Consider the following 15,896-nt stretch of genomic DNA (forward strand, 5'->3'; position numbering starts at 1 on the left):
TAGCTGACGTCAATGTGTCAAACCCTAACAATCAGAATGATGAATAACTTTGAAGATTTAATAGAAAAAGAGTATTCCAATATAGCAGGCATCGCTATTAGAAAAGATAATCATTTAATTTACGAAAAATATTTTGATGGGTACACCCCAGATGATGCTTTGCATATAGCATCTGTCACTAAAAGTATCATCTCCATTCTTATTGGAATGGCAATTGATAAAGGATATATGAAAAATATAGAACAGCATGTGTTAGATTTTTTTCCAAATTATACAGTGAAACGTGGCGAAAAAACCATTCAAAACATCACCATCGCAAATTTGTTGTCAATGACTGCACCCTATAAATACAAGTCAGAGCCTTATACGAAAGTATATTCAAGTGATGACTGGGTAAAAGCTGCATTGGATTTGCTAGGGGGCAAAGGTAGTATTGGGGTGTTTAACTATTCTACCGTTGGCACACATATTTTATCAGGTGTTCTTACAACTGCCACTGGTCAATCTGTTCTTGATTTCGCTACAGAAAACTTGTTTAAACCTCTTGCAATCAAAGCTCCCACAAATACAACTATACAAAATAAAGAAGACTATTTCGCTTTTCTGAAGGATAAATATGTCACTGGCTGGATAGTAGATCCTAAGGAAGTAAATACCGCTGGTTGGGGACTTACGTTAACAACCCGGGATATGGCCAAAATAGGTCAGCTCTATTTAAATGGGGGTGTATGGAACGGTCGCCAAATTCTTTCTTCTCAATGGATAGAGGACAGCACTAAAGTACAAAGTCGATCAGGAAAGCTGACCTATGGTTATTTGTGGTGGATACTTGATGATTGCTATGCAGCTTTGGGGGATGGTGGAAATGTAATTTTCATAAATCCTCAAAAGAAGATGGTCATTTCGATTGCTTCGCGCTTTATGCCACGTGCCAAGGATCGTGTTGAATTGATTCGAAAACATATGATGCCATTGTTTGAATAACAGCTAGGGATAATAAAAACGCCATTTTGATCAGCATCAATCAAAATGGCGTTTTTATATTGAATGAAGGGTATTAATGAATCAATTTTGCAAATCATCTTTAAAGGGCATAAAAGCATCTCCTTTATTGACTACAAAAATAATACAAGTGAAAAATTACAAGCCATCCAAAACAGTTTTGGGATCCGTTCAACTTTGTTCAAAATGACATTTTTAGCAGTAAAATCAATTAAATCATCGCTTTTTTGATCAAAATTTTTTTAAACTAACAAAAATACTTGCAACACCCATTGTAGTACTGTATAGTACTAATTATGACAAAGGTAAAATTAATGAATCAAAAACGTGTAATTGAAGTAGCTGCAACATTATTTTTAGAAAAAGGGTTTGCTTATACAAGCATGGATGAATTAGTTCGTGTAAGCAAAGTTTCAAAGTCTAATGTGTATTATCACTTCTCTAATAAGGAAGAATTGTTGGAAGGGGTCGTTGATTATTGGATTGAAATGTATCAATCTGCAATAGAGGACTTACTATCTCAAAACCAATTATTAGTTGAAGATCGTATCAAATTGTTTTTAAAGCAAATATCACAAGGAGTTCAGACCAGAGAATATAAGGGGAGCTGTCCATTTATTACGCTTTATATTCAAAGTCCTACAAATGCCACAAAAGTAAAAGAAAAAATAGGTCTTTTTTTTAAAGGCTTACAAACGAAAGTTTCTCTATTCCTTAAACAAGGGGTAGAGAATGGTGAATTTAGAAAGACAATAAATATTGACGAGGTTGCATCTCTTTTTATTACAAATCTTGAAGGAGCGCTATTTATTTCAGAAACACTGGAGGATGCAACTGTAATCATGAAAACAGCAGATCATTTGTTTAACTTGCTTCGATAAAAGAAGCATTTTTTTTACATCAAATTAGTACTACACAGTACTACTAGGAGGATTTTTATGAGAACAGTATTTTTAACGGGTGGAACAGGTTTTATTGGAAAGCAATTAGTGAATGAATTAGTCAAAGAGGATGTGAACATTCTTCTTTTAGTGAGGTCGAAAAGTAAAGCAACACACATTTTTCAGGAAAGAGGCATCTTAAAAGAGGAAAATATGCACTTTATTGAAGGTGATTTAACGAAAATAGACTTAGGTCTAAGTGCTGAAGATAAGGAGTTGGTATTGAAAACGGATGTGATGATTCACGCAGGAGGCTCCATGGATATTCAAGCGACAAACAAAGAGGCAACTTCTGTATTTTTGAATGGCGCCAAACATATTAGTGAATTCGCTAAAAGTATTCATCAATTGAAGGGCTTGCAGCAATTTATTCATGTTGTAGGTTATATGAGTCCATTTGATGCTAATAATAGCAAGGTTGCGATAGATGTATTTAAAGAAGGAAACAAATTTTTAAAAATAAAAAATCCATATGAGAAAACAAAATTTTTAGCTGATCTTTATATCCGTCAACAGGCATCAGCAGTAGGTTATCCGCTGTCTGTCATTAATCCGCCAACTGTGGTTGGGAGTAGTAAAACAGGGAGTACAGAGCAGATAGCAGGATTAGGTTTGCTTGTGACAAGTATGCGAAGAGGGCTCATGCCAGTGATTCCTGGAGGTAAGGGATATAGGTTGCCACTGATTTCAAACGATGAGTTTGCGAAGTTTATTGTGCAGGTTTTCAAATTGGAGCAGCCGGCTATTCAAACATATACACTTGTTGATGACAAAGAGAACGATCCGAACATTGCTGAATTACTAAGTGTTATGTCGGAAAGTATGAATATGAGGGCACCAAAAATCTCTGTTCCAATGCCGCTTATGAAAACAATAATGAAAAGTGGAGTAAGTAAAATAACAAACATTCCTTCTGATGGACTGAATTTTATCACAAAACGAACATTTTCAAATGGTTCGGTGAAAAACATGAGGGGGGGAGATTGGTTTAAGAAGAGGAGTGTCATGAACTTTTTCCCTGCCGTAGTAGCTGATCTGGATTATCGATTGATGTATCAAAATGGAAAGCATCATCATTTATTTGAGCGAACATTATGCGATAACAATACCCTTTACCAATTACAAGGAGAGGGGAAACCGTTTATATTATTACATGGTTTATTGAGTGATGGAGAGGATTTATTTCCTTTAGGAAAAGAGCTTCATGAAAAAACAGGCCGTCCTGTATGGATCATGGATCTTCCTGGTTTGGGACGTTCTCCTTTTAAACGAGAGAAAAATCTTTTAAATATCTATTTGAATGTAGTAAAAAAGTTATTGGAGAAAGCTACTAACGGTGCCCATCTAATTGGTCATTCATTTGGTGCGTATATTCTTTTGGAAGCATTAGTACAAAAGTACATAGATAAGAAGTATACAATTACTTTACTTCAGCCACCTGTTGCCAAAAAAAATGCTAAATCAATAAATGTTCCTCAATTTATAAACAAATGGACATTGAAATTCGCAACTACTAATTTGATAGAGCGTTATTTATTAAGTAATGGTTTATTTGAAAATATGGAGAGCATCCCTGAACATTATATTCAAAAAATAAGTAAAAGTTTTACTTCTCCTAGAATTTTAAACACTACCGTTCAGCTTAACAGTTTACTATCGAAAAACGTTCAAGGTGATTTCAATGAAGTAACAAAGTATAATCTTCACATTATTTGGGGGGATTCTGATAGAGGCTACTCTGCTCCTAAGCATCTGGGTAAGGTTGATTTTGTTCCATATGGTCATCATTTTCCTCTTAACCATCCGAGTGAAACGGCTAATTTGGTCATAAAAAACAGTAATGAATTTGCAAAAGAAGCTGAGATCTTGCTTCGGTAAAACTACTATTTAGTGTCCTTTCTACAGGTAGCAGTGAAAATTACTGATATATTACAGCCGAAAAAGTATACACCTAACCAGTTGTCGAAATTTATTTGACGACTGGTTATTTAGTATTGTTCTTCAGAAGAAATTATAATGAACTTCCATGTTGTTTATTATAAGTAGTTGAAGTTATAGGTAAACTCAAATGTAATCAAAATTATGCTGTTAATTAAATTTTTCAAGTAAGTTGAAAGAGTTGGTGTTACTGCGTTGGAAATTTATATCAAAGATATGCTTAAAATCTTACCTAGATCCAAAGTTTTTCATCTAGTTCAAGAGCTGTTACTAGAAGATGAATTGCTTTACATTGAGTGAACGCTTGAAAAGCGCTTTGGTAGACCTCAAGTGAAAATAAAATATGCACAAACGACGAAATGAATATGAAATTGAAGGGAATTTTAGGAACTGCATAAATTTTTATGCATTTTTTTCTTTACTTTCAAGTAATTATTTTGTAAGATAAAGCCAAATTCAAAAGTGGCCAGACCACTTTTGAATTCATTCAGTAAGAGACGCCATCATCTGAAGGTGGTGGATTTTGTTTCTTTTATAGTAGGTATCCAAACACCTATTGAATGAAGATAAAGCCTTTGGATGCATTGTTTATCTGCGCGAAAGGAAAGCGACAGCGATCATTATGCCAAGGCGAATAGATTGACCGAGGAGTTGATCGTATGGATAAAAAAACCGAACAAAAGAAAGTGTTTTTAGATATCGTCCAACAATTACGACAACTTATTAAAATAGAAAAAATACAGGCTGGTGAAAAGTTACCCTCCGAAAGAGTCCTTTCAGAACGTCTAGGTGTCGGGCGATCCTCTGAGAGAGGCATTGCGAAGTTTAGAATTGTTAGGTCTTATTGACAAGAGACATGGAGGAGGTACATTCCTAGCTTCAACACAAAAGCATCAGCTCGTAGAAATGGTTGTTTATATTAGAAGATGAAAAATCAAAAAAGGATGTCGAATTAACGCGACAAATTCATGAAAAGGAAGCCATTCGCATTATAAGTTGTACAGATACTATGCGAGCACTACCAGTGTAGGACAGTGTTTTTGTAAAGCTAGAGATAGAAAGTACGATTAATTGTCGGGATGTTTTACGAGAAATAATCATTACGTCAGGAAATCGTCTTTCACTAAAGGTCTGGTTTCAGTTAGCAGTTTATGAGGGTGACAGTTTAAATCGAAACTCAACAAAAGTAGCAAAATTAATTATTCAAACGATGTTGAAATCGATGCAACTTGGCTATGAAAAAGAAGTATTAAAAGATTACGAACAGTGGATGAATGCTGAACAATTCATTTAGACAACATAGGGGGAGTCAAACATGGCAATACGTAACCTATTTAGTAAAAAGAAAGAGGACGGACAGGAAAAGGGATTTCCAAAAGGACTTATGACAAAATGTCCAGAGTGCCGTCACATTCAGTTAACAAAGGAATTAGAAAAAAATCATAAAGTGTGTACAAATTGCGACCATCATTTCAAAATGACTGCACAGGAGCGCGTAGCTTATTTCTTAGATGAAGGTTCATTTGTTTCAATGGACGATCATTTACAAACAAGTAATCCACTCAATTTCCCTGATTATGTAGAAAAAATTTCAGTGGCTAAACAACAAACAGGATTAAGCGAAGCTGTACTGACTGGGGTAGGTACTCTTGATGGAGAAGAAATTGTTGTAGCCATTATGGATTCTCATTTCCGTATGGGCTCAATGGGCTCCGTTGTAGGAGAAAAAATCACACGTGCCGTTGAAAAAGCTATTGAATTACGTGTACCAGTTATTATCTTTACTGCTAGTGGTGGAGCGCGCATGCAAGAAGGTATTCTATCATTAATGCAAATGGTAAAAACGAGTGTGGCATTAAAACGTCATAGTGAAGAAGGACTATTATTTATTTCGATCATGACGCACCCTACATACGGTGGCGTTTCAGCAAGCTTTGCTTCTGTTGGAGATATTAATATTGCAGAACCGCAAGCATTGATTGGCTTTGCTGGTCGCCGTGTAATCGAAGAAACATTAAGAGAAAAATTACCAAATGATTTCCAAAAGTCAGAGTTTTTACTAGCGCATGGTCAGCTTGATGCAATTTTCCATCGGAAAGATTTACGAAACCAAGTAGCAATGCTTGTAAAAATGCATACAAAAGGCGGTGTGCAACATGTCTAAAAATTTAGCTTTTGAAGAACCAGTAGTACAATTAAGAGAAAAAATTGATGAATTAAAAACGATTGCTACAAAGGCAGATGTTGACATGACAGGCGAAATCGAAAAGCTTGAAACACGTCTAACACAGCTAGAACAATCTATTTATGCCAATATGAAGCCCTGGGATCGTGTACAGATTGCTAGACATCCAGAACGACCAACAACTTTACAATATATAGAAGCGATGTGTGAAAACTTTATTGAGTTACATGGAGATCGTAAATTTGGCGATGATGCAGCTATTCTTGGAGGAATTGCTCTCTTTGAAGGTCAGCCCGTAACAATTGTTGGACATCAGCGCGGAAAATCAACGAAAGAAAATATTCGACGAAATTTTGGTATGCCACACCCTGAAGGATATCGTAAAGCATTACGCTTAATGAAGCAGGCTGAGAAATTTAAGCGCCCAATTATTTGTTTTATTGATACAAAAGGAGCCTATCCAGGTAAGGCAGCCGAGGAACGCGGCCAAAGTGAAGCCATTGCTAGAACTCTCTCTGAAATGGCGATTCTAACAGTACCAGTTATTAGTATTGTTATTGGGGAAGGCGGAAGTGGCGGTGCAATTGCATTAGGCGTAGCTAATCGAGTCTTTATGTTAGAGAACTCAACGTATTCGGTTATCTCGCCTGAAGGGGCTGCATCGATCTTATGGCGAGATGGTAGCCTAGGGAAGCAAGCTGCAGAAGCAATGCGGATAACAGCACCTGACTTAAAAGAGCTTGACGTTATTGATGGAATAATCCCTGAAATAACGGGTGGAGCACACCGCAATGTTGCGAAGCAAGCATTTAATATAAAAAAGTGTATAAGCGTCACACTAAAAGCATTGAATTCTTTAAATGGCGAACAATTAATTGACGATCGCTATGAGAAATTTAGAAAGATTGGACAATATACAGAAGCTTAAATTTATTTTTAGGTTTTTGGACATGTAAATTTGTTCGTAAAGAGATAAAAAATCAACGTTTGCAACAAACTTTTAATCAAACTTTATTCCAAACCAACATGAGCTAATATCGATTCTATTTAGAAAATCGTGAATTAAAGACTAAAATATACAAAAGTTAATTATAATAATTCGATATTAAAATAATCGTTTTTTATCAATCATGTTTTCATGGGTTATTTTTATTTTTATAGTTAAAACATTTGAGTGTCTATGAGGAATAAAAAAGGAAGACATCAAAATCTAAACTTATTTGACAATTAAGTAAAGTTTAGATTTTGATGTCTATGTACATCCATTTTGTCTCACTATTATTAGTATACTTTTCAATGAAACATAACTTCCTATAATTTATATTATGTAAACTAAAATTATTTGGCGTGGAGGAGGGCTGGAATCCGCCAACACCCCATAGTATCTGTACTTTTCGACTTATAATTTTCAAGTTCACTCTCCTTTTTTACGATAATGGGATAATTTTGTACAGATAATAATTATTGTTTAATACGATTTCTGGAGGTTTTATACTTGCAACTACATGCTGCCATTGATGAATTTGTTTTGTATATCGAGATTGAAAAAAATTACTCAGTTAATACGGTTACGAGTTATGAATACGATTTACAGCTCTTCTTAAGCTTTTTAAAGGATCATGGCTGTTCAACCAGTTTAAATGAGATTACCAAGACCCAAGTACGTCGCTTTATCCAGTATTTATGATAATCACTAGAACAAAAATCTCGTTCGGTCAAACGTAAAATTTCATCCTTAAAATCGTTTACCCAATATTGCTTAAACAATACCTTTCTAAGATTTTACGCGAGGGATTGAATCGCCAAAGACCGCTGAAAAACTTCCTGTCTATTTGACATTAACGGATTTAAGCAGCTATTTGACTATTTAGAGCGCGCCCAATCACACTTTTCGATGCAGAAATGAGCTAATTGTTTAAGTTATTAAAAACTGGTCTAAGTCGTTCTGAACTTGTTTCATTGACATGGCAACAAGTTTATTTGATCGATGAAACGGTTCGAATTGATAAAAAAAGAAAAAAAGAGGGGATATTACCCCTCCATCCACACTTAATCTCCCTTCTGGCACCTTTATAAAGCGTCTAAAGTCAGCGCTCCCACCTACCCGCTTCACGCTGCATCATTGCGGCACATTTGCGACACTGATGTGGACAAAATTAAGAAAACGTTGACTTACGAACACTTCAAGAACTTCTTGGTCATGAAAGTATTACATCAACTCAAGTCTATACCCATGTTAAGTTTGAACAGAAAAAGAAAGCCATCGATTCTTTTCGTATTTTTTTATTGCTCTACATTTAGATAGAAAGAAATTAACCGTAATTATTTTAAATACATATGAAGTTGTTAATAGGTAACCAAAAATTTTATTAATTCATCATACATTCTTTCCGAATCATGCCCGAGCCAAATTAAATGACCCCAATTTTGAAGAATACAAAGTTTCGAATTTGTGATGTTATGTTGTGCATGATATGCATGTTCAACAGGTGCAGCACTATCATTTATACTATGTAAAATTAATGTAGGACACTTAATTGAGCGTAAATCAGCTACAGAAATTGTTCCAGTTTGTGATAAGTCAATCATAAAACCATATCCAGAGCGTTGTCTATTGTTCATTTTACGAAACATCTCAATATCAACATCAGTAATTTGAGCGACTACTTCAATATAAGGCAGTTTACTAAAAGAAGGGACCATTTGTTTAAACATAAATTCGGAAAATCGGTTACTTAAGTGACTAATTATTCTCCAAGTATATTTTTCTATAGTAGGACGAAATAAAATTTTGGCTGCTTTATATTCCATATCTTTAGATGCAAGCCATTGTTTCGTTACGGCCGATTGTAGAGTAAGACTTCTTACACGTTCTGGATAATTAGAAGCAAAAAAGATTCCACTTGGTCCTCCAGCAGAAATGGCAATTACATGTACCTTTTCGATATTCAAATGATTGAGTATAGTTAAATAAGCATGGCAGGCTGTTTGAAGATCTTTCCCGAGAAGTGGATCTGTATTACCATATCCAGCTCTAGAAGGAGTTATTATTGAATAACCTTGTTGCAATAATTCAGCGTAGCCAAACTCTTCTTTACAATTAGAATGGCCACCATGAAACACAAGTATTGGTGTACCTTTTCCGATAATTGAATATTCCATTTTTCTTCCAATATCGTCAATGAAATGATCGATAACTCTTTCCTGATAAAGCTCCGTTTCCCCCATTGAAGTCTGCACAACTTACACCCCTTTTTTTAAAAAAAACTTAGAATATTGATACATATATAGGATCTAATATCGTTTTATTCTTTTATTAACTTCTTGTACATTTAGTTCTACAAAAAAATGCATAACCCTGCCTTTTTAGATGAGAAAAGAATTGCACGATCATTATATTGAATCTGGATCTTTAATGAGAACGAGCGCTATTTCTTCTTACAGTATCACACTCAATTGTTGAATATCACATGGGAGTTTTTTCAACATTATACACTATAAACGGTTCAGTCCTTAAAACTTCTTTTGCATTTTCTGAGACAATCATAATACGGACTTCTTTTGCATTTGAAATGATTCTTAATATACGAATAAGAAATGTCCAGACTTGTATATGAACAAGAATCTACAGACCCTTCGTTCATGATATTGGTTCACACTCTACAACAGTTGTTGGGCTCCCCATAGATTTTTATCAGCTATGATTTTGTCAATTAGTTCGATACCATCTTGTTTCTTCATTTCCATGTTTACATCCCTCCAAACTCTTATATGCTGCTTTGCTTCCAGCTTATCCCTCTATAAGTAGCCATCTATTCGGTCTATTCGGTCTATATCCCGATGTTTTCTGTGCTTCGGCGGGATGTCTCCACCTCCTCCTTGTTTCTTTCAAGATTTGAGTTTGTTCTGTCCTTCACCATAGTTGACTTGGCTCATCTGACTATCACTAGTCAAATTGTTAATTAAAATAACCCTCAAGAGACCTCCCCGGGTAAGCACAGCCACTTTCCTCTCATATAACCGCCAAATTTACTGTATGGGATTCGAACAGTATTAGACTTCGCTTTGTTATGCAAGCTTATCCATCCTAAGCCAGCCTTCTATCTGATTTCTGTTCAACAGTTTGAGAGTTTGCGTCTGATTACCTCCAGATTCCACGTCGCCATGGACACCCCTGTCTTTTGCTAACAGGTCCTACTGCCAAGCCTGTATGGACTTTTACCATCGAGTTGTTGTACATGTCGGGCACACATAAAAAGCGTTAATCCATTTGGATCAACGCTTCATTTATTCATCTTGTTTAAAAATTAATCTCTTTGCTTAACTAATACGAAACAATAAGCTATAAAAACAGTGGTCAATAGTAACGCAAGTAATGTCCATCCATTAAAGAAGATATTATTTGAATATGTGTTAAGTAATGGAATTTGAGTTATTTTAGTAACTGAATCATTATTTTCAAAGACTAATAATCTAAATTCTCTTGCTTCTTTAAAAGTAAAGAAATATATAATACTCGAAAGAAGGAATGAAAATATAATTATTATTTTATATTGCATTGTCTTGAAAGTTCTTTTAGCAAAAGAATATGCCATTTTAAATGTACCAATAATCGAAACTATCAAGAACGGGATTAAAAATACTAAAGGAAAGAGTCCTGGATTACCATTACTAATATTATTCTCTGAACTACCTATCAAAACTGGTTCAGTTAAAAAATTAATCAAGTAAAAGGCGATAGAAGTTACAATAATGTTTAAAGAATAAAAAAACAGTGATAATTTATTCACTTTTCCCCCTCACAATCTTTAAATTATCTACTCATGTAAACTGTATTGATTTTATCAGATATACTTGTCCAACTTACATAATTAGTAGATGTATTATATTGTCCACCGTTTGGATCTTTATAACCTACCTAATTTCGCCTTCAGTGTCATAACCATGTATTAGTCTCCAATGGTAGTTTTCTCCACTAAGTAATAACCATACTGCTCCAACAGGATTATTATCGTTTATCGCTGTTTGGATACCTCCAAATGTTGGTGCACCACTAGAATTATAGTTCCATCCTGTCATGTCATGATTTAAGTGAAGTTTTAGACCATTTCAAATAATTTCAACTATTACCATCTTTATTATGCTCCCATAGTCGTTGAAAAGGTTTTTCTGAAATTAGATTCCACAATTCTTGGAATGTAACTTCCCCCTTGTTATTAATTATAAAAACAAGATAACTAAATCATTAAATTCATCCATCCTTTTTAAAATTGATGATTTTTGGAAGATAAACTTTAAAAATGAAAAAAGATGATATTGATAAAAAATTCTAGATGAACTCCATAATAACAGCCGTTTATAAATGAGCGAGCTTGAAAGAAGGGTACATCTGTCCTACCCATCAGTAACGGAACGTGTAAGACAAGTTGATTATGAGAAATTAGGTTTACCAATCCAATGCATAATTGAAGCCACTGTAAAAATGGTGACTATAAATCTTTTTAAAATTATATCGAAAAACTTCCTAGTATAGAATTTCGTGAGCATAACAGGGAGCGCGTACTATATGTTTAATCTTCTTTCCATTAAAACTGTATCATGCCATATCCCATCTAACTGAGCAATTTTTTCTCTTGTACCAACAATTCGAAAGCCCATCTTTTTATGTAATTGAATACTTGATGTATTGATGGCAAAGATGGATGATTGGAGTGTCCAAAAACCTACCTTTTCACTTTCTTCAATTAGTATTTTAAATAGCTTTGAAGCAATACCCTTGCCTTTATGATCACTTGATAGATAAACAATAACTTCTCCCACTCCAGAATAAACAGCGCGTGTAGAGACAGGGGAAATACTAATCCAACCAACTACTCTATTGTGTTCTTCTGCAACAAAGCGCAAGGCCGCATGATGTCTTTCATCCCATACCTGTTTACTTGGCACAATTGTTTCAAAGGTTGCCATCCCTGTTTCGATTCCCTCTTTATAAATCTTTAATACCTCTTTTAAATCCTTCTTTTCCATTTTACGAATAATTAGTGTGTCCATCCCATTTCCCCCTTAGTATTTTAAAAGGACTGCTAGCTTGCGCTAACAGTCAAATTTTTAACAACATGAATTTGATGGATCAGAAAGATTTATACCGCATACACCTGTTTCAGGTAACTCCAATTCCACACGTTTGGAAGCTTCTTCATCTCCTGATAAATAAGCTGTTATGGAACGAACCTGTTCATAGCCTGTTGCCATTAAAAATGTGGGTGCACGTCCATAACTTTTAGCTCCGACAATATAGAAGTCCTTTTCAGGTTGACGTAGTATTTCTTCACCATGCGCCCTTACTGTGCCACAACTATGAACATTTGGATCAATTAGTGGCGCTAATGCTTGCACACTTTCTGTTGCTGAGTCAATCGAAAGGCGTAATTCGCTGTTAATTGATAGGTCTGGTCGATTTCCCGCATTGACAATAAGCTCTTCAAATCCTGTTAATACTTTTTGTTCTCCGTTTATAGTACCAACAATATGGATGTTCTCTTTTTTCTTCACCTGTGAGATATAGAAAGGAGTTATTACTTCAACCTTACCTGTAACTACTAACTCATGGATGCGAATACCCAGTGCGCCACGTGCTGCCAACGCATCTTTTTCCTCCCCGCCATAGGCCTCCTCTACAGATTTTTTACGCATAATCCACACAAGCTTTGTTGTAGGATTATCTTTTTGTAATTCAGCCAAAGCTAATAAGGTATTGATCGCTGAATGACCACTACCAATGACAGCAACCTTCTTATTTGCATATCTCTTAGGATTCGTATTTATATCTGGAATACCATACTCAATGTGATCTGCTAATGCTTTTTCATTTTGCAGCCATACACCTGTAGAATTTGCTGGGTTTGGATTTCCCCATGTTCCTGTTGCATCAATAACTGCTTTTGCCTCAATAATATCGATGTCATCCTCTTTTTCAACATAAATATTAAAGGACTGATTGAATCGATTTTTTGATTTCATTTTATCATTTAATTGTCGTGAAATACCTACTACTTTTGCGTTCAATCGGATACTTGGTTTTATTTGTTTTAATTCTGCCAAGGGTTTTAAATAAAGATCAATTAACTCATGCCCTGTAGGTATTGTTTCTAAGCTAGGTTCTACCCAATCAGACCCCTCTAATAATGATTTAGCAGCTTTATTGATGTTATAACGCCATGGAGAAAATAATGTGACATGCCCCCAGGTACGGATATTGTGTGCTATTTCATTACCAGATTCAAGTAAAATAAATGACTGGTTTTGCTCTACTAAATGAGCAGCAGCAGCTAAGCCGATAGGACCTGCACCAATTATGACAATCGGTAAATTCTTATTGGGGTTATTAACACTCTCCTGTACTTCAATATCCTTAGTAGTACAACAAGATCCATTTTGGTTGATTACTTTTAGTGTTTTCATCATTAACTTCTCCTCTTTTTTTCTTTATATAAGCATTTACTTATATAAAATGTATTTTTTACGCCTAGCACTTGGCTAGACGTTTATACTGTGCATGTGTAATTAACACATTTCAATTTCAATTTCTTTTATAGCCTTTTCAAATTGCAACCAAGTAGAAGTGCCGTAATGATCTCTATCTCCTTTAAAAAAGAAATCAAATGCAAACTTTTTAGCCTGATTCAATGTGTATTCTCTACTTTTCATAATTAACATTAAATAAGCGATAAAATAATTTTTAGTTAATACGCTAGCATGGTTTACTGTCATGATTGTATCCTTCATTCAACGGATTGAAGTATTTCTAATAGAAGTATTACAGCTCCTCAGCTACAAATTGTTCAATGCGTTTACCAATTGCATCACGAACATTTTGAAATACAGCCCACTTCTCTTCATCCGTACCTGTCGCTTTCGCTGGATCCTCAAATCCCCAATGCTCACGACGAACATGAGGAGGTGTCATCGGGCATTTATCTGCTGCATCTCCACATAACGTGACTACTAACGTGGCGTTATATAATGTCTCCATATTAATTAAATCGGATGTATGATTTGAAATATCAATTCCTAACTCTGCCATCGCTTTAATTGCATTCTGATTTACCCCGTGTGCTTCAATACCAGCACTTTTAACTGTCCAATTGGTTGGTAGTAGCTTTTTTCCCCATCCTTCAGCCATCTGACTTCGACATGAGTTACCTGTACATAAGAAATAAAGTGTATTTGTCATAGTAATTGCTCCTTATAATTTAATGGTTTTAAAGTATTTTTTCTGCCAACGTAGGGCAACCCATACAAGTCCGATGAGAACAGGTACTTCTACAAGTGGACCAATAACAGCAGCGAATGCCACGCCACTGTGAAGGCCAAACACGCCAACTGCTACCGCAATCGCCAGCTCAAAATTGTTACTTGCAGCTGTAAAAGAAAGGGCTGCTGTGACAGGATAAGATGCACCTACTTTACGGGAAGAGAAGAATGACACAGCAAACATAATGACAAAGTAAATAAATAATGGGATTGCAATTCGTACCACATCAAGTGGCAGTTCTACTAATTGCTCACCCTTTAAGGCAAACATCATCACTATCGTAAATAACAGGGCAATTAAAGTAAGTGGTGAAATTTTTGGCAAGAATTTTTCCTCATACCACTGTTTCCCTTTTGTTTTAATGCCTATCCATCGTGTGAGGAACCCTGCAGCAAATGGTATCCCTAAGTAAATTAGAACGCTCTTAGTAATTTCCCACATAGAAATGGATACATGGAAATTCTCTAAACCAAACCAACCAGGTAATACATTTAAGAAAAAGTAAGCAAAAATTGAATACGTCACGATTTGAAAGATGGAGTTAAACGCAACTAAACCAGCTACATATTCACGGTCTCCACGCGCTAAATCATTCCATACAATGACCATTGCAATACATCGAGCTAAACCAATCATAATGAGTCCTGCCATATATTCAGGGTAATCATGCAGGAAGATGATGGCTAAAAAGAACATTAAGAACGGTCCGAGTAACCAGTTTTGAAAAAGCGATAGTAAAAGCACTTTCCAATCCTTAAAGACCCGCCACATTTCCTCATATTTTACTTTCGCTAATGGTGGATACATCATGACAATTAACCCGATTGCAATTGGTATGGACGTTGTGCCAATAGACATGGACTCTAACGCTTCACCAACATTAGGCATGGTGATACTTAATACAACACCTATTCCCATCGCAACGAATATCCAAAGGGTAAGGTAACGATCTAGAAAAGAAAGCTGTTTTGTTAAAGATTCATTACTCATTTATATTTCCCCCTACATGGCAACAATCTGTATCACAGTTGCACCCGTTTAAAGGCTGAATTTGTTCTAAAATGCCCTTCATCAGTGGCGTTTGATCCTCTATTAAACGGTAATGTTTCCAAGTCCCTACTTTTCGTTCCGTAATAATGCCTGCCTCCTTTAATTTTCGCAGATGTTGACTAACGGCTGGTTGTGAAATTCCTAACACATCCACAAAATCACATACACATACCTCCCCATTTTTCATACATGCAAGTAATTTAATGCGATTTAAATCAGCTGCTGCTTTTAATTGTTTTTCAATTAGTGTGTTTTCCATTTAGCTGCACTCCTTATATAATCATTTGCTTATATATTAATTTAAATAAAGTCACCTCGATAAGCAAAGGTGAATTAATCCGTATATAACTATATTATTATATTATGATTTAATGTTTTGAATTGCAACAGATTTTTGTAGATTTAGAATAAAGATTGAGCAAAAATACCTCACAAACCTTTATTTTACGTTAAATAAGAAGAATCC

The 15,896-nt window shown here is 35.2% G+C and carries 15 protein-coding genes and 1 pseudogene; 8 read left to right on the forward strand and 8 right to left on the reverse strand.

Features of this window, described 5'->3' with window-relative positions; genetic code table 11:
- Positions 1-39: 39 nt before the first annotated feature.
- The 8 genes and pseudogenes from LCP48_RS12150 to LCP48_RS23505 all read left to right on the forward strand — a co-directional run.
- Positions 40-984 carry a serine hydrolase domain-containing protein gene (locus LCP48_RS12150; protein ID WP_225340227.1) on the forward strand — a complete coding sequence of 315 codons (945 nt, stop codon included), beginning with the start codon at positions 40-42 and terminating at the stop codon, positions 982-984.
- A 332-nt stretch (positions 985-1,316) separates the two neighbouring features.
- Complete coding sequence (locus LCP48_RS12155) at positions 1,317-1,883, forward strand: TetR/AcrR family transcriptional regulator (protein ID WP_004230345.1); 567 nt, start codon at positions 1,317-1,319, stop codon at positions 1,881-1,883.
- A gap of 57 nt (positions 1,884-1,940) precedes the next feature.
- Entirely contained in the window at positions 1,941-3,821 is a 1,881-nt protein-coding gene (locus tag LCP48_RS12160; RefSeq protein WP_004230346.1) for an alpha/beta fold hydrolase, read from the forward strand.
- 719 nt (positions 3,822-4,540) lie between these two features.
- Positions 4,541-4,729: a GntR family transcriptional regulator gene (locus LCP48_RS12165; protein ID WP_009371371.1), complete on the forward strand. Its 189-nt coding sequence runs from the start codon at positions 4,541-4,543 to the stop codon at positions 4,727-4,729.
- A gap of 467 nt (positions 4,730-5,196) precedes the next feature.
- Entirely contained in the window at positions 5,197-6,045 is an 849-nt protein-coding gene (gene accD / locus LCP48_RS12170) for an acetyl-CoA carboxylase, carboxyltransferase subunit beta (RefSeq protein ID WP_004230349.1), read from the forward strand.
- Positions 6,038-6,994, forward strand: a complete 957-nt coding sequence (locus LCP48_RS12175; RefSeq protein ID WP_004230350.1) for an acetyl-CoA carboxylase carboxyltransferase subunit alpha — start codon at positions 6,038-6,040, stop codon at positions 6,992-6,994. The genes accD and LCP48_RS12175 overlap by 8 nt, the downstream gene beginning before the upstream one ends.
- A gap of 567 nt (positions 6,995-7,561) precedes the next feature.
- Positions 7,562-7,753 (forward strand): site-specific integrase, encoded by a 192-nt coding sequence (locus tag LCP48_RS12180; RefSeq protein WP_004230351.1) that lies wholly within the window; start codon positions 7,562-7,564, stop codon positions 7,751-7,753.
- Between the two features lie 515 nt (positions 7,754-8,268).
- A pseudogene (locus LCP48_RS23505) lies at positions 8,269-8,367 on the forward strand (hypothetical protein); the annotation flags it as partial.
- A gap of 45 nt (positions 8,368-8,412) precedes the next feature.
- Here the strand turns inward: LCP48_RS23505 and LCP48_RS12190 are convergent.
- The 8 genes from LCP48_RS12190 to LCP48_RS12230 form a co-directional block, all read right to left on the reverse strand.
- Positions 8,413-9,294: an alpha/beta fold hydrolase gene (locus LCP48_RS12190; RefSeq protein ID WP_039884867.1), complete on the reverse strand. Its 882-nt coding sequence runs from the start codon at positions 9,292-9,294 to the stop codon at positions 8,413-8,415.
- A 1,079-nt stretch (positions 9,295-10,373) separates the two neighbouring features.
- Complete coding sequence (locus tag LCP48_RS12195) at positions 10,374-10,856, reverse strand: hypothetical protein (RefSeq protein ID WP_004230355.1); 483 nt, start codon at positions 10,854-10,856, stop codon at positions 10,374-10,376.
- A 772-nt stretch (positions 10,857-11,628) separates the two neighbouring features.
- Entirely contained in the window at positions 11,629-12,117 is a 489-nt protein-coding gene (locus tag LCP48_RS12205) for a GNAT family N-acetyltransferase (RefSeq protein ID WP_225340228.1), read from the reverse strand.
- A 57-nt stretch (positions 12,118-12,174) separates the two neighbouring features.
- On the reverse strand, positions 12,175-13,527 hold the full coding sequence (locus tag LCP48_RS12210; RefSeq protein WP_039884869.1) for an NAD(P)-binding domain-containing protein: 1,353 nt from the start codon (positions 13,525-13,527) through the stop codon (positions 12,175-12,177).
- A gap of 102 nt (positions 13,528-13,629) precedes the next feature.
- Entirely contained in the window at positions 13,630-13,836 is a 207-nt protein-coding gene (locus tag LCP48_RS12215; RefSeq protein ID WP_004230360.1) for a hypothetical protein, read from the reverse strand.
- Positions 13,837-13,882: 46 nt separating this feature from the next.
- Positions 13,883-14,299, reverse strand: coding sequence for an arsenate reductase (thioredoxin) (gene arsC, locus LCP48_RS12220; RefSeq protein WP_004230362.1), 417 nt, complete (start codon positions 14,297-14,299; stop codon positions 13,883-13,885).
- A gap of 12 nt (positions 14,300-14,311) precedes the next feature.
- Positions 14,312-15,370 (reverse strand): ACR3 family arsenite efflux transporter, encoded by a 1,059-nt coding sequence (gene arsB, locus LCP48_RS12225; protein ID WP_004230364.1) that lies wholly within the window; start codon positions 15,368-15,370, stop codon positions 14,312-14,314.
- Positions 15,363-15,689, reverse strand: a complete 327-nt coding sequence (locus LCP48_RS12230) for an ArsR/SmtB family transcription factor (protein ID WP_004230366.1) — start codon at positions 15,687-15,689, stop codon at positions 15,363-15,365. Before LCP48_RS12230 ends, arsB begins: the two co-directional genes overlap by 8 nt.
- Positions 15,690-15,896: the final 207 nt, after the last annotated feature.

Origin of the sequence: Lysinibacillus capsici, from assembly GCF_020217405.1 — a bacterium.
Taxonomy (GTDB): Bacteria; Bacillota; Bacilli; order Bacillales_A; family Planococcaceae; genus Lysinibacillus; species Lysinibacillus capsici.

What these genes read in the sequence shown, in the direction of transcription:
- LCP48_RS12210 (WP_039884869.1), bottom strand. Translation starts at nt 13,527, where the DNA reads ATGAAAACACTAAAAGTAATCAACCAAAATGGATCTTGTTGTACTACT.
- LCP48_RS12155 (WP_004230345.1), top strand. Translation starts at nt 1,317, where the DNA reads ATGAATCAAAAACGTGTAATTGAAGTAGCTGCAACATTATTTTTAGAA.
- LCP48_RS12175 (WP_004230350.1), top strand. Translation starts at nt 6,038, where the DNA reads ATGTCTAAAAATTTAGCTTTTGAAGAACCAGTAGTACAATTAAGAGAA.
- LCP48_RS12165 (WP_009371371.1), top strand. Translation starts at nt 4,541, where the DNA reads ATGGATAAAAAAACCGAACAAAAGAAAGTGTTTTTAGATATCGTCCAA.
- arsC (WP_004230362.1), bottom strand. Translation starts at nt 14,299, where the DNA reads ATGACAAATACACTTTATTTCTTATGTACAGGTAACTCATGTCGAAGT.
- LCP48_RS12205 (WP_225340228.1), bottom strand. Translation starts at nt 12,117, where the DNA reads ATGGACACACTAATTATTCGTAAAATGGAAAAGAAGGATTTAAAAGAG.
- LCP48_RS12230 (WP_004230366.1), bottom strand. Translation starts at nt 15,689, where the DNA reads ATGGAAAACACACTAATTGAAAAACAATTAAAAGCAGCAGCTGATTTA.
- accD (WP_004230349.1), top strand. Translation starts at nt 5,197, where the DNA reads ATGGCAATACGTAACCTATTTAGTAAAAAGAAAGAGGACGGACAGGAA.
- LCP48_RS12190 (WP_039884867.1), bottom strand. Translation starts at nt 9,294, where the DNA reads ATGGGGGAAACGGAGCTTTATCAGGAAAGAGTTATCGATCATTTCATT.
- LCP48_RS12215 (WP_004230360.1), bottom strand. Translation starts at nt 13,836, where the DNA reads ATGACAGTAAACCATGCTAGCGTATTAACTAAAAATTATTTTATCGCT.
- LCP48_RS12150 (WP_225340227.1), top strand. Translation starts at nt 40, where the DNA reads ATGAATAACTTTGAAGATTTAATAGAAAAAGAGTATTCCAATATAGCA.
- arsB (WP_004230364.1), bottom strand. Translation starts at nt 15,370, where the DNA reads ATGAGTAATGAATCTTTAACAAAACAGCTTTCTTTTCTAGATCGTTAC.
- LCP48_RS12160 (WP_004230346.1), top strand. Translation starts at nt 1,941, where the DNA reads ATGAGAACAGTATTTTTAACGGGTGGAACAGGTTTTATTGGAAAGCAA.